This window comes from Amycolatopsis keratiniphila, assembly GCF_000400635.2.
Taxonomy (GTDB): domain Bacteria; phylum Actinomycetota; class Actinomycetes; order Mycobacteriales; family Pseudonocardiaceae; genus Amycolatopsis; species Amycolatopsis keratiniphila.
The window spans coordinates 6077185-6098430 of sequence record NC_021252.1 but is presented as its reverse complement, the minus strand read 5'-3'; the positions used below and the strand labels follow the sequence as shown (position 1 = coordinate 6098430).

Sequence of the window (21246 nt, the reverse complement as noted above, 5' to 3'; positions counted from 1 at the left end):
GGCTGGTCATGAGTAGTGAGGAATGGTGTGATGACGGATTGGGCTTCGGCTTTCGGCAACGCGGACTTGGGTGTCGAGCAGGCGCTGGCGGATCTGGAGCGGGAGAAGCAGAAGCTACGGGAGGTGAGCAAGATTTGGGAGGAGAGCACGACGACCGTCCGCGCCAAGGACAATTCGTTCTCGATGACCTTCGACGGACGCGGCGAATTGACCGACGTCTCGTTCCAGGGATCGAAGTACCGTTCGTTGCCTCCGGCCCAGTTGGCTCATCACATCGTGGAAGCGGTGCGACAGGGCCGTAACGAGGCGATGGCCAAGGTGGAGAAGGTCATGGGCACGGGGGCGACGGGGCTCGACTTCGCCGGGGTCGCCGGCGGCAAGGTCGATCCGATGGAGATGATGAACTCGTTGCTGGGGCCGATGCTGGAGGGCCTCGACGGGCTCGGCATGAGCGTTCCGGATCCGTCGGACAAGGGCAAGGACAAGAAGAGCGAGTGACGGCGGTCCGGTCGTTTTCCGGGATGGGTCGTTCACGGGCAGATTTCAGTCCCTTGTGGACAACTTGAGCGCGGACGGCCGTCGGGTCGATCCGGCCGTGCCACTTGCGGACCCCTTGCCGGGGTGATCTCCACAGTGTCACCTTCGCCGCCGCGCACGTTCTCCCTTGGTGAGTGGTTGTCCCCGTTTTCCGGAGAACACCGTGACTAGGTCTCCGAGTCGCCTCACCCGTGCTTAAGGTCTCGGCCAGACACGGGTCTAGACCTGGAAGGAAGGGCCTGGGTACCTGATGGAAGAGCAGACTCAGCATCGCACAACGAGTTCGGCGAGGCTACGGTTCGTCCTGGGTGGACAGGCGAGGGATCTGGCGTTGCCCGCCGAGGTCCCGCTCGTGGATCTGCTGCCCGCGATTCTCACCCAGTTCGGTGCCGAGACGATCGAGCAGGGAGCCGAACACGAAGGCTGGGTCGTACAACGGATCGGCGAAGCTCCGCTGAACGAGGATCGCACCCTGCTCCAGCTCAGCGTGGTCGACGGGGAAAGCCTGCACCTGCTGCCCCGCGCCGAACAGCTCGCCGCGATCGACTACGACGATCTCGTCGACGGCGTGGCGGTGCAGGTACGGGAGCACCCCGGCGCGCTCACCCCGGCAAGGGTGGGCTGGATGTTCCGGCTGGGCGCGGCGGCGGTCATGCTGCTCGCCTGCCGGCTGCTGGTGGCCGATGTGGCGGTGGCGGCCCAGGTGCTGCTCTCGACCGGGCTCTCGGTGACACTCCTCGCCGTGGCGGCCTTGGTGGCCCGCGGTGCGGCGAAGCCCGTACCCGCGGTGATCCTCGCCGGCACCGGCGTCGTTTTCGCCGCGCTGGCGGGCTGGTATCTGGTGCTCCTGCTCGATCCCGCGGCGATCGCGATGATGAGCCTCACCGGTGCGGCAGCGGCGGCTTTGCTCGCCCTGTTGATCGGGGTGATCGTGGTCGCGGACGGCGCGGCGGTGTTCGCCGGGGCGATCCTGTTCACCATCGTGCTGCTCGTCACCGGCCTGATCGGCTCGGTCACTCCCGTCGACCCGGCCCAAGCCGCAGCCATCGGCCTGGTGATCTCCCTCATCCTGGCCTTGTTCATCCCGACGACGGCCTTCCGGCTGTCCGGGCTGACCCTGCCGATGCTCCCGACGGGCGCCGAGGAACTCCACGAGGACATCGACGCGGTGTCCCACAAGGTGGTCGTGGATCGCGGCAACGCGACGTTCGGATACTCGACGGCGTTGCACGCCGGCCTGGGCTTGGCCCAGGCCGTGCTCCTGCCGGTGCTCGACATCGGCGGCGACGGCTGGCATCTCACGTTCGCACTCGTCCTCGCTCTGCTTCTGGTGCTGCGCTCCCGCCACCCGAGCGGGATGATCCAGCGCTGGTCCGTCCTGGTGCCCGCCGCGGTCGTGGTGCTCTTGGTCGCGGCAGGCCTCGGCCTTGCCCAGCCGATGGAGAGCCGCTTCGTGGTCGTGATCCCGTTGGTCCTCGTGGCGGGGCTGCTCTTGTTCGGTGGCGAACGCTTGCCGGGTAAGCGGTTCCGGCCGTACTGGGGCCGTACGGTGGAGATCTTCGAGCTGATCACGGCGATCGCGGTGCTGCCGATCCTCCTGCAGGTCCTGCACGTCTACAGTTTCATGCGACACTTGGCCGGCTGATGAAATCACGTAAAGACCAGGTACAGGCCTACTTTTTCGTGGTCGGGCGGCTGGCGGCCGCCGTGACGCACGGCAAGCCGGACGCCTTGGAATCACCGAGCAAGCGGATGACCACCGGGACGGTGCTCGGGTTCGTGCTCGCCGCGGTGATCATGGGCGTCTTCGGCATCTTCGGCATGTTCGTGCCCGCCACCGGCAACTCGTCCTGGAAGCAGGACGGGGCGATCGTGATGGACGAGACCAGCGGCGCGCGTTACGTATACCTCGCCGGGCAGCTCCGTCCGGTGCTCAACTACTCGTCCGCTCGTCTGGTGGCCGGGCAGTCCGGTGGCCAGATCGCCTCGGTTTCTCCGGGTTCGCTGGCCGGAACCCCGGTCGGCCAGCCGATCGGGATCGCAGGCGCGCCGGATTCGCTGCCCGCCGCCGACAAGGTCAAGGGCGGGCCGTGGACGGTGTGCACGAGCGGGCCGGGGGGCGTCACCACCGCTCCGGGCGCGGTGGTGACCGTCCTTTTGGGACATTCGCCCGGCTCTGTGCTCAGCGAAAACCAGGCTTACTACGTGTCGGCTCCGAGCGGTGAACTCTACCTGGTGACGCGCGGGAAGCGGTTCAAGCTGCCGAGCAGCTCGGTGGCCATCGCGCTCGGTTACGGGACGGCACGCCCCATCGAGGTCCCGGCGTTATGGCTGAACACGATCACGCAGGGCCCGGACTTCGTCGCGCAGGCGGTACCCGGTCTCGGCCAGCCGGGGCCGGTGATCGACGGGAAGCAGAGCCTGGTCGGCCAGATCTACCAGGCACGGAACCCCGCCATCGGCACCGAGCAGAACTACCTCGTGCGCCGGGACGGGCTGGCCGCGCTCAGCCGGACCGGGGCGGCCCTCCTGCTGACCACGCCGAGCACCCGGCAGGCCTATCCCGACGGGCCGATCGAAGCCGTCCAGGTCACCCCGGACGCTTTGAGCGGCTTGGCGATCTCGGCCACCGCGGGGATCGCGAACGACCTGCCTCCCGACCCGCCCGAAATCGTGACTCCGTCGCCTGGTGCGCAACCTTGCCTCCGTCAAGACCCGTCGGCGGGGCCGGGGCAGCCGATGGTGGCCGAGTCGCTACCCGACGCCCAGGTCGCCCAGGCATCGGTTCCCCTGGGCACGCACCAGGCGGGAACAACGGCCGACAGGGTCGCGATACCGGCGGGCCAAGGCGTTCTCGCCAGGGACCAGCCGGCCCCGGGCGCGGCCCCGGGTGTGACTTACCTGGTCACGGAAGTGGGGGAGAAGTACCCCCTGGCCGATACGGAAACCGTCACCGCGCTGGGCTATACCGAGTCCGCGGCGGTCCCGATCCCGATGCGGTTGCTCGATCTGCTGCCGACCGGGCCGGTACTCAGCGTGAACGCCGCACGGCAGACCCAGACCGTGCGGTCGTGATCGCGGCCCTGCCGCTCGTAAGGGGAATCCCTACCCAGGGCCCCAGGTTTGTGAAAGGCCGTTCCGGGCAAGGTTTTCAATTTAATCTTGAATAGTGGTCGTGCTACTACGAAAACGTAGAGCTCGCCAAAGTCGTAGCACTCATCGCAGGAGGAAGCACAGTGGCACACTCCACTCAGCTAAATGATTCGGAAATCAACGCCCAGGCCGCCAGGCACGAGGAGACGGCGGACAACGTCAACAACGAACTCGACAACCTGAAGCGCGAGGTCGAAGCCACTCTCGCGGCCAGCGGCAGCGCGGCCACCAGGGCTCTCAGCTCGGTCACCAACGACTGGGTGGAAGCCGTGCGCAAGACGGTCCTGGACAACATGCGCGCCATGGCGGCCAGCATGCGCAAGGAGGCCGGTGCCCAGGTGGACGCCGACTCCGACAACACGCAGTCGATCCTGAACGTCCCGATGGACACCGCCGACTTCCTCCGCTAGTGATTTCGGCCACCGCGTAAAGACCACCGCGTAAAATCTTAGGAGTATTGATGTCCGACGGTACGATTCTCTACGACTACCCCGTCATCGAACAATGCATCTCGATGATGATGAAGAAGGCCAACGAGATCGACAATCAGGCGACCGCGTTGAGCAGTGACGTGAAGACGATCATGGTGGGCTGGAAGGGTGAGACGGCCAACGCGTACGAGCAGCGTTCCACCAACCTGCAGCAGGGTCTCGACACCCACCGCCAGAACCTGCTGAACCTTCGCAAGTCCCTGTCCGACGCGGCCGAGCGGATGGCGAACGCCGACAAGAGCGGCGGCCGGAGCATCGCCAACTGATCTGCACGGTGTGCCGGGTGAATCCGCTCGGCACACCGTGTTTCCATGAGCAGCTGAACGGTCATTGCCGTTCGAGAAGAAGGAGTCGTCGTGTCGACTAAGTTCGATGCCGAAGCCATCGCGACCGCCGGCAAGAACATCGGTCAGCTGATGGATGACATGAGTGCCTTCGAGGCGCTGAAACAGAACTGGCCCAACGCCGGGAAGTTCAAGCTCGCGGTGTGGCTCGAGCGCGTCGTGGACGATCGGCGCAACGCCGTCGTGGCGCACGCCGAGCATCTCAAGATCGCTTTCGAAGAGATGGAAACGAAGCTCAAGGACATCGCGGAGCGATTCAAGAACACCGACGGGCAGAACGCCGAAGAGATCAAAAAGGTGATGGCCGGCCTCGAGGGCGCCGTGGTGCAGGCCGTCGGCGCCTACGACACCAACACCGAGAACCAGCAGCACAACTACACCGCGGACCCCGTCGGAACCGGGCCCAACGCCAACAAGCCGACCGACGGTGACGGATACAACGACAACCTGAACGACACGGTCACCACCTGACAACAGAGCCGGGAAAGGAACCGGGCGGTCCGCGCGGATTCGCGTCTGTCGACCTCGGTGCTGGCTGTCTAGATAGGAAACTCTGGCATGTCCGAATCCACTGTTAGGCCTACGCTGGTCGGTCAGTACGCGGTCCCGGCGCCCGTGCTCGACCCGGCCTATTTCTCGACGCTGGAATCGCTCGAATCCGCCGTCAGCGACCTGGTCAACGCTGCCGACGGTTCGGCCACCACCGCTTGGTACGAACTCGAGAAGGACATCAAGGCCGCCGAGGTGGCGCTGGCGTCCGTCAACGAGAAGTTCGCCAAACAGATCAAGGCGGTCGGGGATGCCTTGGAAGGTGACACGGGTGAGGCGTTCCGGAAGTACGCCACCGCGATCCTCGACACCAGTGAACAAGTCTATGACACGTTGATGGGCAAGCAGTTCGGCACGAACATGGGCAACATCGGCCGTGCCATCCAGAATTTCGTCACCACCTGGTGGCAACTGCAGAAAATCGGAAAAGAGGTCTACGAGCAACGGGTCTCCGCCTTGCGGGCAGATACCCAGCGGAAGATCCAGGCCGCCGAGTCGACCGCCGAGATCGCCGCGCACACGGCGAACCTGGCGACCGGGCTGGTCACGATCAAAACGACTTCGGACGCCGCTTTGTTGAAGGATCTGCAAAACGCGTTGGGTACGCTCGGAAGCGCCTACAACGCGCGTGCCGCGGACCTGGTCCCGCTCTACATCTCCGATGGTGACACGACCACCGCGGCGCCCCAGGACAGCTATCAGGCTCAGGCGGGGCAGCCCCAGGCTGAGGAGAAGCGGACCGCGTACCTTACGAAAGTGCCGGATCGTCGTGATCAGCCGGCCTCGCAGCAGCCGACGCAGACCGGGGACGCGGAGCAACAGGCTCCCGGAGACCCGACGGAATCGCAGAACAACGCGGAACTCGCTTCCGGCACGCAACCCGATTCCGGACTGAAGCCCTCGCTGGAGACGATACCCACCGAAAGTGCCGTTCCCGGTTCGGGCACTCCTGGGCTGACTCCGGCCACAGGCGGAAGCGATGGGCTCGGCGGGCCGGGTCAGGCCGACGGTTCGCAGGCAGGCGGCGTGTCTCCTGAAGCGCAAGCCGCTTTGGGTGACGCGAAACAGGCGGCGGGCGATGCCATCGACGACCTGACCTCACAGACGGAGGACCCGGCCCGCAAGGAAGCCCTCCAGGACGCCAAGGAAGCCGCCCAGGGCGCCATCGACGGCCTCACGGATGGAGCGCCGGGCGGCGAGACCGGCGGCCCCGCGGGCACCGAAGGCGGGCTCGATCCTGGCGCCGGCTCCGGCGCCGGGGCGGGTGTAGGCGGCGGGCTCGGTTCGCCGATGCCTGGCTTGGCGGATGCGAAGAAGGCCGCGGGCAAGGCGATCGACGAACTGGGCAAGAAGACCGACGACCCGAAGCGCCAGAAGGCGCTGGACGACGCGAAGAAGGCCGCGGAAGACGCCATCGACGGGCTCACCAGCCCGACGGCGCCCGGTGCACTCACCGGCGGGCCGGGTGAACCCTCCGCAGACGAGGCCAAGGAGGCCGTCGGCGGCGCGATCGACGACCTCGCGAAGGCCGGTGATTCCGAGGCACGTCAGCAAGCCCTCGAAGACGCCAAGAAGGCCGCATCGGATGCCGTCGACGGCATCACCGGCGGGGGAACCGGCGCGGAGATGCAGGACGCGGCGGGCAAGGCGATCGACGACCTCATCGGCGGCACCGACGATCCCGAGCGCAAAGCAGCCCTCGAAGAGGCCAAGAACGCCGCGAACGACGCGATCGACAAAATGACCCCGCCGGATCTGGGCGACGCCAAGCAGGCCGCGCAAGACGCCATCGGCGACCTGGCTCGACCGGGTGATACCGAGGCGCGGCAGCAGGCACTCGACGACGCGAAGAACGCCGCGTCGGATGCCGTCGACGGCATCCTGGGCCAGGACGGAACCGATCCCGCGGCCGCGGCCGACCGCGCGCAGCTGCTCGACGCGAAGGAAGCGGCGGGCAAGGCGATCGACGACCTCATCGGCGACACCGACGATCCCGAGCGCAAAACAGCTCTCGAGGACGCCAAGGACGCGATGAGTTCGGCGATCGACGAGATGGCCGCGCCGGAGCACTTCCAGCAGGTGCAGGACGCGAAGCTGGCCGCGGAGCGGGCGATCGACGGCCTCGGCACTTCGAGTGACGATGCTCAGCGACAGCAGGCCTTGGACGCGGCGAAATCGGCCGCGAACGAGGCGATCGACCGGATCAACGACTCGCCCGACCTCACCGGCCCCGAGCACGACCAGGCGCTGGCGCAGGCGAGGGAAGACGCGGCCAAGGCGATCGACGGTCTGGCTCGGCCCGACGACACGCCCGCCGAACGCCAGGAGCTCGCCGATGCGAAGGCGGCCGCCAACAGAGCCATCGACGCCATCGGCGGCACGCAGGGCGGCAGTGGTGGCGGAAGCGGTGGCGGCAGCGCGATGCGCGACTTCCTGGAACCGTCGGCACCTGGCCAGGGGAACGTGGCAGGCGGAGCGGGCGCCGGAGGGGCACCCGCCACCGCGGGCGGCCCGCCGCCGGGCAAGTTCGACACCCAGCCTCTCTCCGCCGGTGTTCCGGTCAACACGCAGGGCGGCCCGCCCCAGTCGGCCGTGCCCGGCGGGCTCGGCGCCGGCCAGCAGGCCGGTATGCCGATGGGCCCGATGGGCGGCGCTCCCATGGGCGGTGGCGGTGCCGGCGGCGGCCAGGGCGAGAAGGAACGGGAACCGCAGATCTGGATCCAAGCCGAGCAGGGCGCCTGGGGCGAGAACGACGACTCGCAGAATCCCGTTCTGGGCAAGAACTGATCCCGATCCCCGGCCTCCGGGCCCTCACGACGGCGGAGCCCGCCCGAGTTGTTCGACTCGAGTTCCGAAGGCCACCTCTGCGGCACCGCCCAGAAGGTGGCCTTCGGCACGTTCCGCTCGACCCGGCACATTCGCCTCTCGGCCACAGCGGAACGTTCTGCGCAAGTGTGCGGTGACCGATCTTGATCAGTCACCGAACGTCGCCGAACCCACGGAATCCTCGCGTATTTCTCGCCGTGAGTGACGAATTGTGTGCTTATGGGCAAGTCGGGGATGTCTTCGAGGGAGGTAAGGGCAACAAGCGCGAGAAAAGGGCTTCGGGACGCGCCTTGCCTTGGTACTGGGCCGAACGTGTGTAACCGTGGGTTTTCGGCCACCGTCTGTCCCGACGGGCCGCAGGTGCGGATGCCGCGGCGGACGACTGGACACAAAGGACAGAAAAATCGAGGAGCGGAGGAAGGATGCCTGAAACGTTCCGGCTGGACCCGGAGGGGGCCTCCGCCGCCGCCGCGCGACTGGGTGCTCTCGGGGAGATGCTGCAGGACTCGCTGCGCGTTCTCGAAGGCACGCTCGATGATCACCACGGGTGCTGGGGTAAAGACGACATCGGTAAGGCGTTCGCCAACAATTACGTGGCGCCTTCGGACGAGGCCCGGCAGGGGGCGCACGCGGCGGCCGAAGGCACTGTCCAGCTCGAAGACGGTATCAAGAAGAGCGTCGAGGTTTTGAAGGATCTGGATCAGGCGAGTGCCGCGCGGATCGACGCGTCGACCGGACAGGGCAGTTGATCCCGGCCGGGTAGCCACCGGTGGGTCTCCAGTTCGCGGAGGCGTGACTCGGCTGTTTGAGGGAAAACCAGGGGAGATGAGGTGAAGGAGAGCTCAGGCGCAGGCGGTGGTGATCAGCGGCCGATGCACGGCGCTGACGAGACCACCCAGCTGCCGCCGAGTCTCCAGCACTTCTTCAAGGTCGTCCTGGGTATGGAGTGGCCGGAAGGCAGCGAGGGCGGGCTGAAAGCCATCAGTCACGCCTGGTCGGTGTTCCATGCGGATCTCGACAGAGTCGTCGATGAGCTCCCTTCGGTGGCGGGCCGGCTGGATCGGTCGTTCGACGGCCAGACGGCGTCGAAAATCCTGGGGTTCATCCAGGGCGATCTGGCGGCCGGTCTCGAGCAGTTGAAGGTCCAGGCGGCGGCGTTCGAGAAGCAGACGAAAAACGCCGCCGCCGACATTCAGAAGAACAAGATCATGTTGATCACGTTCGCGGCGTTGACGCTCGCGGCGATCATTCAACTGCTGTCGACGTTGTTCGGCGCGATCTTCGTTCCCGTGGTGCAGGTGGCTGCTCGTCTCACCATTCAGGGGATCCTCCAGCTGTTGAAGGCGAAGTTGAGTCAGCTCACCGTGCAACAGGTGGGTAGTCAGTTGTTGAAGCTGAGCTCGACGGCGGCGAAGTGGGCGGCGGGCGGTGCGGGGCTCATGGTCGCGGTGGACGGGGGTATCCAGGGTGGTCAGATCGCGACGGATGGCCGGGACGGGTGGGATACCGAGTCGCTGAAGGGGTCGGCGATCGGTGGCGCGATCGGCGGTGTGGCGGGTGGCGTGTTCCACGGTGCGGCCAGGGGAGTGGGGAGCTTCTTCTCGAAGGAGATACGGCACCAGCTGCCGCAAGGGTGGCAGAAGACGTTCGATATCGCTGGCCCGTCGGCTTACGCGCTGGGCCAGGTGGCCATGGTGGCCTTCAGTAATCCCTTGGTGTTCCTCGCGCTCAAGGACGACGAGGGGGTGATGTGGGAAGGCATTCTGGGCGCGCTGTCCGGTCCCGGGGATGGGGGGAAGGGCGGCGGTGTCACCGGCCAGGGTGCCACGGTGATGGGGCAGTCGTTCTTGGACAAGCTGGATCAGCTGGGACTCGGGTGGCTCAAGCCTGCCGCGGCGTCGTTGCCCGGTAATGGTGAAACCACCGCCGAGGGTGAGGACAAGGCCGCTGTCGCGGCGGAAGAGGAGCCGGATCCCGAGAACGGGCGGGACTCGGAGCAGTTGCCGCCCTATACCGAGTCGGCGGATGAGGCGTCTCAGGTCGCCGGGGAATCGCAGAAGCGGCCGCTGGTCATTCCCGAGCCCGGTGCTGCCCCGGCCGCGCAAGCGACCGATGGTGTCGCGGATGGCGCGCGTGAGATCACGTCTCCTGCCCGGACTCCATTGGGGACGGTGTTCGGTTCCGAATCTGCTGCACAGCAGGCTGTTCCGACCGAGAGTGCCGGTCAGCCGGACTTGCGGGAGTTTCTCGGGGAGGCAGCGACCGCGCAGGCCGGAGAGGCGGCAGCGCATGGTCCCGCTGGGGCGCGGGTTCCGGCCACGGGCCCAGAACCCACGGTCACGGCCGGCGGGCACACCGGTGACACGTCGGGTCCTGGGGTGACCGAGGGCGCCGCCCCGGGGGCGCGCGGGGACAGTGTCGCGCAGGATGCTCGTCAGGGGCAGACGGCCGGTTCGGCCCAGCCGTCGACGCCGCCCTCGAACGTGACCGGCCAGCCGGATGCGGGCACTGGGTCTCCCGGGAACGCCGAGGCCGCGCCGGTGGGTCAACAGGCCGGCGGGGACACGCGTTCGTCCGCGGCGCCGGCGAACCGGCAAGCCGGTGATGATCCCCGTGACGTGACGGGTGGAACGCCGTCGACCCAGGAGCGAGCGGCCGGCTCTTCACAGCCGGCGGTGGTGTCGGGCGGCCAGCCTGCCGGAACAGCCAGCACACCTCCTTCGGGCCAGAGTCAAAGCCAGCCGCGCGCGGAGTCGGCTGCTGCCGGTCAGCCTCAGAATCAGAATCCGGCGAACAGCCGGGCGGTTCGTCCGGACGTCGCGGTGGAGAGCCGGCCGCAGACCCAGTCCCAGGCGGGCGGCGCGCCGTCGTCCCCGGCCGCGGCGCCGGATCGTGCTTCGGTGACCGCATCCGGAGCCTCGGCGCCGTCGGGCCGTCCGGCGGCGACGGCAGGTGCTCCGGACGTCACCGTGCCGTCGCGGCCGGGCGGCGAATCGTCGTCTGCCGTGCGTGTCTCGGATCGGCCGAGTGCTGCGTCGTCCGTGGCGCCGGATCGTGCTTCGGTGGCCGCATCCGGGACCTCGGCGCAGCCGGGTCGTCCGGTGACGGTGGCAGGCGCTCCGGAGGCCACTGTGCCGTCGCGACCGGCCGGCGAGTCATCGCAGGCGGCATCCGCAGCGGGAACCGAAGACCGGCGAAAGCCCGCAGCCGGGCTGGAAAAGACGGAGACGAGCCCTTCAGGGAACCGGACTCGTGCGAGCGGCGACGACACTTCCCCGCAACGGCCGGACACGTCGAAGTCCGCGGCCGCGCAGACGCAGTCTCGCGTGGGCGAAGACGGAGCGTCCCGCCGCCGGCCGGGTGTCGTGAAACCCGAGGCGCCCTTGTCGTCGCGGGACGGCGTGGGTTCGGGGCTCGCGCCGGAAACGGCCACGCCTCGGACGACGGCCGGGCCTCGATCGGGCACCGCCGAATCGGTCACCCCGAAGGAATCCGCTCGTGCCTCGGCCGAGACCACGACATCGCCGCGGATTCCCGAGCGCTCGACCGGCCCGGCGGCGACGGTCGTGTCGGGTGTGGGGTCGGTGGGGGATCCGGTGTTGTTGTCGGATGTGGTGGGGGTGGGGTTGGAGGAGGTGGAGTTTGTTGCGTTGGAGGATGGTGGGGGTGGTGTGGTGGGGGTGTTTTTTCCGTTGGTTGTGGGTGAGGTCGAGGTGGTGCGGTCGGCGTTTGTGGCGGGTGCTGGTGGGGTGGGTGTGTATTCGGTGGTGGGTCATGGTGGGGATGGTGGTGGTTTTTCGGTTCGGCGTAGGTCGGATGGTGTGGTGGTGGATTTGGATGGGGCTGGGGTTTATCGGTTGTTGAGTAGTCGGGTGTTGCCGGGTGGTGGTGGGTGGCGGGTTTTGCCGGAGTTGGTGGTGGTGAGTTGCCGGGTGGATGATCCGGTGGCGGGTGGGTTGCTCGGCAGGGTGCGGGAATTGGCGCGGCGGGAGGGGTACGAGGGCGGTGTTTCGGGTCCGACGGGCCGGGTTCGGGTATGGGACGACGGCCGGGTCGAGAACTTGGACAGCGACACTTCCGGGGATGGTAGTGAGGGGGCGCGGTATGTGGATCTCGCTTCGCCGGAGGGGCTCCGACAGGAAACAGTGGCCGGGCCGAGCCATGCCCTCGAGGGCCCCTTCCCGCTTCCGGAAGCACGAGCCGATTCACGGGTGGCGCCTGGAAAGAACAGCACTGTGCCGGCCCCCACGGCGGAGGCGCGTTGGTCCGCGAGTCCGTCCATGTCCGACGGGCTGGAGTTGTCGGAGACGGATCGGGCTTCGCTGCATGGTTTGGCGGAGCTTCTTGTCCGGGACTTCCCGCTTCAGCCTGGCGTAGAGCCATGGGATGTCCGGTTGCGGGTGACAGCCGGCGTCTTGTGGCTTCAGCGGCAAGGCCGGACTTTGTTCGCGCTGATGGAACAGGGTTTGCGAGCGGCCTTGATCGAGCGTGGTGTGGATCCGGAGCTGCTGCGATTCGACTTCGATCACATCGAAGACGCGGCGCGGGGAAACAGTTCTTCCAGTATCGAGATCGTCGTGCACGAGACGTCGAAGCAGCCGATCGAGGCTTATCGCGCCGCCCGGAGTTTGGACCTGTTCTTCTTGCCACGTGACAAGGTTCTGCCGTGGGTTCATCGGCGTCGCCTGCGCTGGATGGTGGAGGGGCTGGCTCGCCGGGTGGCCGGCGACAGCGGCGACCAGAGCCGTCTGACGCTCCACCTGCGCAGTACGAAGAGCATGCTCCAAGACCGGAAGGACACGGTCACCTCGGAGGTGAACGCGGCGGTCCGGCAGGCGCTTCCCGGGGCCGCCGCCGACCAGATCAAGACCTTCATCGATCAGCGCATCGAGTTCGTGCAGGAGGTATCCCTCAAGAGCACCGCGCTTTTCGCGAGGTTGACCGAACCCGGCCTTGTTCCTGCTCCCGCGTCCACCGCACCCTCGGCCGGAGGCTTGGTCGCCTTGCCCGCCGCCACGGCTGTCGACCGGCCCAGCTGGGGCGCCGACGCCTATCACCAAATCGTGGACGATTGGTGGGCCGGTCTTCCGGCGGTCGGTGAAATACGGTGGTCGCCGGAGGACGAGTGGAAGCTTGGCGCGTTGGTGGACCGGATCGCGCGGACCTCGGCGGAACTGGAGCGTGACGGGCGCGAGCCGGCGGATGTGCGGTTGCATCTGACGGACACTCCGGCACGGCGGGCGCGGCTCGGTCCCAGGTTGTTCGAGTCGCTGGCGAGGCGTCTGCGTGAAGCCATGCGGGCTCAGGGAATGGACGTGGACGCGGAGCGGTTCCCCTTCGATCGCTTGCAGAGCAGCGTACCCAAGGACGCGATGCCCAGCATCGCGATAACGGTGCACCTGTCACCGAACAGGCCGGCGTCGAACTATCGGGCGGCACGAAAGCTCCAGGTTCCCTTCTTCGCGCACAGCGCCGAAATCTCACAGGCGTCGAGGCGCCGGCTGAGGTGGCTGGTGGAGGGCTTCGCCGCGCGGGTGAGGGACAACGCCGATCCGGGGAAGCCGTCCAGATTGCTCATCGAGCTGCGTTGCACGGAGAAGGGGAGCGAGGAGCGGGTCTCCACGATCACGGCCGTGGTGAACGAGGCCGTGCGGGCGGCGCTACCGGACGCGTCCGACGAGATGATCAAACGATTCATCGAGGGCCACATCGGACTCGCTCGGAGTACGTGGCGGAAGAGCCCGATGTTCCTCCTGGACATCGAGGGCCCGGAGCACGCCTTGGATGACAGTGGGGACCGGCAACCCGCGCGTTCCTCGAGCGGTGAGACTCGCGTGTCCGGCGCGGAGTCCGCCACCCGCCCGGCGGAACATCCGCCGACGAGGGAAACGGTGTCCGAACAGCCGATGCGGGACTGGGAGCCCGCACTGTTCGAAGAGAATATGGACTTCGAGCACACGCACGTCGGGCAGTGGGAAGAACCTGGGCAGGATGTTTCGGCAGAGCCGGTCCATGAGGACTTCGGTGCGGCGGAATCGTCGAGGGACGCGCCGGTACCGCCGGGCTCCGAGGGTGCGGTCCGTTTCGGAGAGCCGATTCCTGACGATCCTGATATGGCGTTGTCGGTGGAGGAAAGCGAATCGTCCGAAAACGACGTACCCGTGATTCCGCTGCCCGCCTCCGCGAGGCCGCTCCTGCACAACACCCGCCTGGGCATCGAAACCTTGGAGAAGGCGCCGCTGGTGGGTCGTTGGGCCGTACCGGCGGACAGAAACAACCCGATGTCGTTGTCGGAAGCGGATCAAGCCTCCTTGGCAGACTTGGCCGAGAACCTCGTTGGTGAGCTGTCACTCCTGCCGGGACAGGAGCCCTGGGACGTCAGGCTGCATGTGCACGACACCGTCTACTGGCTCAAGAACCACGCCGAGGCGTTGTTCGACCTGATGGATCGGTCGTTGCGGACCGCGCTGCTCGATCGTGGGGTCGATCCGGAGCTGCTTCGGTTCGAATTCGATCGCATCGAGCACACCGTCATCCAAAAGCCTCGTCGTGGTTTGTCGATCACGGTGCACCGGACGCCGAACCGGTCCGTGCAGTCCTATCGGGACGCTTCCAGTCTCGCTCTCTCCTTCCTCCCTCGCGGCAAGGCGCTCTTCGCCGTCGAGAGCCGCCGGCTGCGATGGATGGTGGGCGGCCTGGTCCAACGAGTGACCGAGAACGGCAGTGATCCGAGCCGTCTTGCGCTGGAGCTGCGAAGTACCACGGCCGCGCGGGCCCATCTGGCGGGAACGGTCGCGGACGAGGTGAACGCCGCGGTGTGGTCCTCGCTTCCGGAGGCCACCGCGGAGACGGTCAAGAAGTTCATCGAAGAGCGCATCGAATTCCTGCAAGGTCCGTCGAGGGCTCACACGGTGGTGTTCGCGGACCTCATCGACACCGGTACCACCGAGGCGCCACCACCTGCGCCGGTACCGATGATCGGGGCCGTCGCGTTGCCGGCCGAGGCCGGCGCTCCCCGCGAGCAGGCCGGGTCGAGCGCGACGGACGCGGTGGTGGAAACACGATGGCGGGCCGAACTTCCGGCGACGGGTGAGCCGCGGCTGTCGCCCGAGGACGAGGCCTCGCTGGCCGTGTTGACGGATCGGATCGCGCGGAACGCGGCGGAGCTGGAGCGGAACGGTCGCGAGCCGGCGGACGTGCGGTTGAACCTGGTCGACACCGCCGAGCGCCGGGCGCAATTCGGTCCGTCGTTGTTCGGGTTGCTGGAGGGGCGTCTTCGGGACGCCATGCGGGCTCATGGCGTGGACGCGGACGCGGCCAGGTTCACCTTTGATCGGCTGCATGGCGGTGTGCCGAAGAATGGGACGCCTGGTGTCGAGGTCACGGTGCATCGGTCGCCGAACCGGCCGGTGCGTGGTTACCAGGCGGCGCGAAGTCTTCGAGTACCCTTCCTCGCCCGCGACAGCGCTTTCTCGCGAGCCGCGCAGCGCCGGTTGGGCTGGCTGATCGAGGGGCTGGCCGAGCGGGTGCGGGACAACGCCGATCCGGTGCGGCGGCCCCGCCTGATCCTGGATCTTCGTAGCACGGAGCACTGGATCACTGTTCGAAAGGCCACGGTCACGGTCGCGGTCAACGCGGCGGTGCGAGCGGCATTGCCGGACGCGCCTGGAGAGGCGATCAAGCAGTTCGTCGAAGAGCACATAACTTTTCGACAGGAGGTCTCACCGAGCTATGGCTGGCTCTACTCGGAGATCGAAGGGCCGGAACACGCTCTGGATTCAGTGGCCGCCCGGCCCGAGCCATCTGAGGCGCCGCTGCCTGAGCCGCCCGATGCGGGCCGAGACGAGTCTCTGATCGCGCTGCCGTTGGCTCCGGGACCGCCATTGCGTGATTCGGCGGCGGGCGGCGTGGCAGCACCGGACGCGCCCGAGGAACGGAGCTGGTCCGCGAAGGTGACGAAGACCGATCCGCCAGGGCTGTCGCCGGAGGATCAGGCCTCGTTGACCGAACTCGCGGACAGCGTCGCCCGCGAGACAGCGGCTTCGGCAGGGCGCGAGCCCGCTGATGTGAGGTTGCACGTGTTCGACACGTCGCAGCGACGCCGGCGCTTCGCACCGGCGCTGTTCGACATGCTCGAAGAGAAACTGTCGTCGCTCCTGGAGCAGCGTGGTGTGGCTCGCGATGCGCTGCGGTTCGCGGTCGATCGCATCGAGCACGAGTTGCGTGAGGGGGAGTCTCCCTGGGTGCGGTTCGCGGTGCATCGATCTCCACATCGGACGGTGCGGAGTTATCAGGCCTCGCGGAGGCTGGATCTGCCCTTCCCGCCCCGCAGTAGCGGGTTGTCGCAGGCTTCGCGGCGCCGGCTGGGGTGGTTGGTGGAGGGGCTGGCCGAGCGGGCGCGCGACAACGCCCAACCGGACGACCGGCCTCGGCTGGTACTCGATCTGCGGTCTTCGGAGACGGTGCTCCCGCGACGGTTGAACGCGATCACGATCGAGATGAACGCGGCGGTGCGGGCGGTGCTGCCGGATGCGACCTGGGAGGAAGCCGAACAGTTCATCAAGGACCATGTCGAACTCCGCCAGACCATCGGGCCCAACAACCCGATGCTGCGCATGGAGATCACGGGACCTGATCACTTTCTCGACTCGGAGCAGGAAAGTACTTCGGAGCAGGGCGCACCCGTGGAGCACGACGGTTCCGCGTCCAGGACCGGCCTCGTTCCGTTGCCCGCCGCGACCGCCGACGCGCCGATACGATCCGCGGCGGACCAAAAAGCCGCCACGGGCGCCGCGGTCGAGGCGGCGTGGCGAGGCACTCTGTCCGGCGACTCCTTGGTCTTGCCGCCGGAGACCGAAGCCGAGCTGAACACGCTGCTGGATCACATCGCACGGAACGCCGCGGAGTTGACGCGACTCGGACTGGAGCCACTGGACATCAGGTTGCAGGTGACGGATACGCCCGCGCGTCTGAAGCAGCGGGCTCCGGAGTTGTTCGATTCGCTGGAAGAGCGGGTACGGACCGCGTTGCGGGACCGGGGAGTCGCCCTCGAAGAGTCACAGCTCCCCTTCGACCGTATGCAGCACACCATCAGCGAAGGACAGCCGGCACGCGTCGGCGTGTCCGTGTATCGATCGCCGAACCGAGCTCGGCGGGCTTATCGCGCCGAGAGGGAACTGGTCCTCGCTTTCCTCCCCCGCAGTGACCGTCTTCCGCAGGTCTCGTTACGGCGGTTGGGGTGGCTGCTGGAAGGCCTGGTCGAGCGGGTGCGAGACGCCGGTGACTCCGGGCAGCGGGTGCGATTGAATCTGGAGTTGCACGCGGGGAAGCGCTTCCCTCAGGCCCGGGAGTTCGCGGTGCTGAGGGCGGTGAACGCGGCCGTGCGGGCAGCGATGCCCTCGGCCCAGGAAGAGGAGATCCGACGATTCATCGAAGGCCACGTCGCATTCCGGCAGAACTCGCAGGAATCGAAGGCCACGGTGCTGTACCTCGATGTCGAGGGTCCGGAACACATCCTCGACCAGGCATCGGCCGAGCCAGTACCCGAACTTTCCTGGCCTGCGCTTCCCTGGCTTTTGAAGAAACTGTCAGAAGACAAGTCGAAGCTGGCGTTCGACGGCGACTTCAGCGTGGTGAACGAGCGATCCGTGAAAATGTTCACCGACGACGAGAACAAGCTGATCGCTCTCGGAAGGTCACTGGGGCAGCGCATCCTGGCGCAGGCGCCGGGCACGGAGTACCCGGACGTGCGGATTCTTTCGGAGATCAGGGTCAAATCGGGTGACGAGGTGATCCGGCGGGCAATGCGGGACCACCTCACCAATCTGCTGAATGCCGGAATGCGGGATGCGGGCATGGCCGAGTCCGCGCTTCAGAAGCTCGATATAACGTGGTCGTGGCGTAAGGGTGGCCGAGGTTTCGACGGTCATACCGCTGTGCGGGTTCATCTCACGCCCGGTAAAACGCCGGAGCAGTACCGGCAATCCCGGGTGTTCACCAGCCCGCTCCACAGATCGCAGACCCAGATTCCGGTGGCTGTGGCACATCGGCTGACCTGGGTGGTGGAGGGCTTCTTCGACCGGTTCGCCGCCGCTTCGGGTGCCCGGCCGAGCTTGCACATCGACGTCACCGGAAGTTCGAAAGTGGGCCCGGATCGGCAGGCACGGGTGGAGGAGCTGGTCCGTGAGGCGTTACTGAGCCACCGGGAGAGGAGCTCTGGGCAGTGGAGGCTGCCGTCGGTCGACGAGATCATGCGTGAGCACGTGCGGATCGTCTGGGACGCGGAACTGCAATTGCCCGACAAGATGGGTTTGTCGGTCCGGGAATCGGTGCCGGGGGGAGACGGCGTGCCAGAGGCTTCGCCGGAGGTCGCGGCGGTCGAGACCCCCGCGCCTGCGGGTGGTGTCGCTCCGGAGGCGGTGGTTTCGGGTTCGTCGCCTGATTCTCCGGAAACCGACGGTGGTGTGCCGCCCGAAACGCGTGCCGAGTGGGAGTCGCAGATGGCGCGCGCCCGCGAGGCGTCGCGGGCGGCCAGGGAGGGCGAGGAGCCCGACGGGAGGCGGGTGCCTGACCCGGCCGAGGAGGCCTCGGGAGAGAGGCTGCCCGAGTCGTCGGCTCAGTGGTCGTGGGAAGAACAGGAGACGGCTTGGGGCACCGGTGTCGAGCCTTTCGGCGGCATGCGGGAGTGGGGTGCGGAGCCGAATAACGGGTCGTGGGCCGGTGGGTTCGATCCGGAGATTTTCACGTCGATGGGGTTCGATCCCGCGGACTTCGCCGGTTTGGCGGAGGTCTTCGGACACACCGGTGAAGTGGGGTCGGTGGGGGATCCGGTGTTGTTGTCGGATGTGGTAGGGGTGGGGTTGGAGGAGGTGGAGTTTGTCGCGTTGAGGGATGGTGGGGGTGGTGTGGTGGGGGTGTTTTTCCCGTTGGCTGTGGGTGAGGTCGAGGTGGTGGAGTCGGCGTTTGCGGCGGGTGCTGGAACGGGTGCGTATTCGGTGGTTGGTCATCGTGGGGATGGTGGTGGTTTTTCGGTTCGGCGTAGGTCGGATGGTGTGGTGGTGGATTTGGATGGGGCTGGGGTTTATCGGTTGTTGAGTAGTCGGGTGTTGCCGGGTGGTGGTGGGTGGCGGGTCTTGCCGGAGTTGGTGGTGGTGAGTTGCCGGGTGGATGATCCGGTGGCGGGTGGGTTGCTCGGCAGGGTGCGGGAGCTGGCGCGGCAGGATGGCTACCGCGGCACTGTGCGGGGGCCGGCCACCCTGGTGGAGATCCGGCGGGATGGCACGATCCGTGTTCCCGACGGCAGTTCGCCTTCTCCGGATTCGGTCGTCCTTTCCCGCGAAACCGCCCTGCCGGAAATCGATCAGGAAGCTCGGATGTTCACCGAGGAGGTGCTGGCCGCGATCGACGGCAGGCCGACTCCTGAGGACGGTTCAGAGGCGGAAAGAAGCTCGTTCGCCGAGTCCGAACGTGTGTCCGATGAAGCGCCGAAACTGCCCGAGATCGAACGTGAAGCAGCCCGTTTCATCGAAGAGCTTTTCGACGAAATCGACGAGCACGTTTCCACCGCGACGCCGCCGACGCAGCTTCGCCGGAACAGCTGGGTTTCGGTCCAGTCCGCGCATTCGGATTACGTCAGTGAGCGGACACTTCAAGCCCAGTACGGGATTCCGCGACAGGATCAGCGTCGTTTCCAGAAGATGGCAGACCGGTTCGGCGTGGTGTTCGACGTCCGGCCCGCCAACCCCGCCTCGGTCGAGTGGCGGGCCCGGGGAGCGGTGCCCAAGCCCGTGGAGATCAAGGCCAAGACGCTCAACGAGCTGGACGTTCCGCTGGGAATGCCGCGCGAGCAGATCGGCCTGGTGGCCTACTTCGAGCCGAGGCGGCCGGATGTCGCCAAGATGCCGGAGGAGCTCCGTGAACGGGTGATGAAGCGGTACGAGGACCGTGCGACGGAGTACGCGCAGTTGGCCGAGTCCATGCGCGGGCTGGAGGAGTCCGGCCGTTTCCGGGTGATCGACGGCATCGTCCAGGAACGCGGGGAGTCCGGTTACCGCGATGTCACCGGCGACAACGACCTCTACGACATCCGGCTCCCCGAGGACGGGGCGAGCCTGCATGACACCGACTACGACCGGATGGTCTACCTGCTCACGGGGCGGGAGATGGGAGTCGAGCACGGCGCGCTCAAGTACTGGAAACCGGAGACGGACTTCCAGCGCAAGATCCGCGACGACATCGACGAACAACATCGGACCGTGCCGCTCATCCGCTTCGGGCCGGGCCTGCGCCCCACCCTGATCCACCTGGGCGACAACCAAGACGAACGGCGGCCTTCCGTCGCTCCTGTCGCGGCTCCCGCGCCGCAGCCGAACCTCACTTTCGGCTACCAGCCCGAGCCTGTCGGAGCGAAGCATTTCGAATCCCTCCGGCCGCTTCAGGCCGAGCAGCGGACCGACGATGCCTTCCCCGCCTTCGGCCGTCCTGAGAGCGGGACCAAGGCGGCGTACCGGCCGCCCCTGCGGATCGCGAAGGACAGGACGCTGGGCATCAACGGCGCCCGGTCCGTGGACGACGGTGGAGGCGTTGTCGGGGCGAGGGAGTTCTTCGCGACCGAGGAGGTGCTGGAGCAGGCTCGTGAAACGTTGCGCCGCACCGGCTCCGGCATCGAACTCGAGGTGCGGGATTCCCGGATCGTACTCGACGACCAGGGCCGGGATCAGGTGCTGCATCGGGTGGTTCCCCGGATGCCCAGGCAGCTCACCGATGTCTCCCGTGATTTCGCCGGGATCGTCCACGGAGCCATACCGGACACGCTGTTGTTCGACGGTTCGGGAGAACGACCGGCGACGGCTCGGGTCAACGCGGGGAACGACACGGAGGTGACAGGCGCCTTCCACCTCGCCGAAGGACTGGCCGAGATCGTCGAGCACGGCGCTCCCTCCACTGTGGACGCGAGCAGAGCCGCGGAGATCGCCGGACGGGACCAGCGCGACATCGGCGGGATCCCGGGGCGCCCGCTTCCCGGGCATCGTTATGGGCAGATGCTGAACCATGCCCCGGAGATGCGGAAACAACGGGTGCGGCTCGACGAAGCCGCCCAGCGGATGGGGGTGAACCAGTTCGCGTGGGCCAAGCCCGGGCAAATGTACGTGCTGTCCTCGATCCCGGGGGAGGGCGCCGACGGGCGTCCTGACTACACGAACATGGCCCGGGCCGGTACGCGTGACAACACCGGGAACCGGTTCGCCACCGTGATCGCGGAAAGCGCCGATGGCCGGACGCAGGTGACCTTGGAGAACCACTCGCACACCGCGGAAGAGGAAGCCGCCGTACGAGCGGCGATCGAG

The 21246-nt window shown here is 67.1% G+C and carries 10 protein-coding genes and 1 pseudogene (1 of these 11 only partly in view); 10 read left to right on the top strand and 1 reads right to left on the bottom strand.

Annotated features, from left to right (window positions below; all coding sequences use genetic code 11):
- The first annotated feature begins 30 nt into the window (after positions 1-30).
- The 9 genes and pseudogenes from AORI_RS68135 to AORI_RS84825 form a co-directional block, all read left to right on the top strand.
- The gene (locus AORI_RS68135; RefSeq protein WP_043848252.1) at positions 31-498 is read left to right on the top strand and encodes a YbaB/EbfC family nucleoid-associated protein; all 468 of its coding nucleotides are present in this window, start codon (positions 31-33) and stop codon (positions 496-498) included.
- 289 nt (positions 499-787) lie between these two features.
- Complete coding sequence (eccD, locus tag AORI_RS68130; RefSeq protein ID WP_016335751.1) at positions 788-2182, top strand: type VII secretion integral membrane protein EccD; 1395 nt, start codon at positions 788-790, stop codon at positions 2180-2182.
- Entirely contained in the window at positions 2182-3612 is a 1431-nt protein-coding gene (gene eccB, locus AORI_RS68125) for a type VII secretion protein EccB (RefSeq protein ID WP_016335750.1), read from the top strand. Before eccD ends, eccB begins: the two co-directional genes overlap by 1 nt.
- A 161-nt stretch (positions 3613-3773) precedes the next feature.
- Complete coding sequence (locus tag AORI_RS68120; RefSeq protein ID WP_016335749.1) at positions 3774-4100, top strand: hypothetical protein; 327 nt, start codon at positions 3774-3776, stop codon at positions 4098-4100.
- A 50-nt stretch (positions 4101-4150) separates the two neighbouring features.
- On the top strand, positions 4151-4447 hold the full coding sequence (locus AORI_RS68115; RefSeq protein ID WP_016335748.1) for a WXG100 family type VII secretion target: 297 nt from the start codon (positions 4151-4153) through the stop codon (positions 4445-4447).
- Between the two features lie 90 nt (positions 4448-4537).
- Positions 4538-4996 carry a hypothetical protein gene (locus AORI_RS68110; RefSeq protein ID WP_016335747.1) on the top strand — a complete coding sequence of 153 codons (459 nt, stop codon included), beginning with the start codon at positions 4538-4540 and terminating at the stop codon, positions 4994-4996.
- Between the two features lie 87 nt (positions 4997-5083).
- Entirely contained in the window at positions 5084-7861 is a 2778-nt protein-coding gene (locus tag AORI_RS68105; RefSeq protein WP_200870936.1) for a large repetitive protein, read from the top strand.
- 461 nt (positions 7862-8322) lie between these two features.
- Positions 8323-8649 (top strand): hypothetical protein, encoded by a 327-nt coding sequence (locus AORI_RS68100; protein WP_016335745.1) that lies wholly within the window; start codon positions 8323-8325, stop codon positions 8647-8649.
- A gap of 123 nt (positions 8650-8772) precedes the next feature.
- Positions 8773-9156 (top strand): annotated as a pseudogene (locus AORI_RS84825) (WXG100-like domain-containing protein); the annotation flags it as partial.
- Positions 9157-10679: 1523 nt separating this feature from the next.
- Here the strand turns inward: AORI_RS84825 and AORI_RS83515 are convergent.
- Positions 10680-11381 (bottom strand): hypothetical protein, encoded by a 702-nt coding sequence (locus AORI_RS83515; protein WP_123798543.1) that lies wholly within the window; start codon positions 11379-11381, stop codon positions 10680-10682.
- Between the two features lie 919 nt (positions 11382-12300).
- Between AORI_RS83515 and AORI_RS68085 the strand changes: the two genes are divergently transcribed.
- Positions 12301-21246 carry the 5' end (the start) of a hypothetical protein gene (locus AORI_RS68085; RefSeq protein WP_016335742.1) on the top strand. Its footprint extends 24909 nt past the window's final position, so only the first 8946 of its 33855 coding nucleotides appear in the window; the start codon lies at positions 12301-12303; its stop codon lies off the right edge, out of view.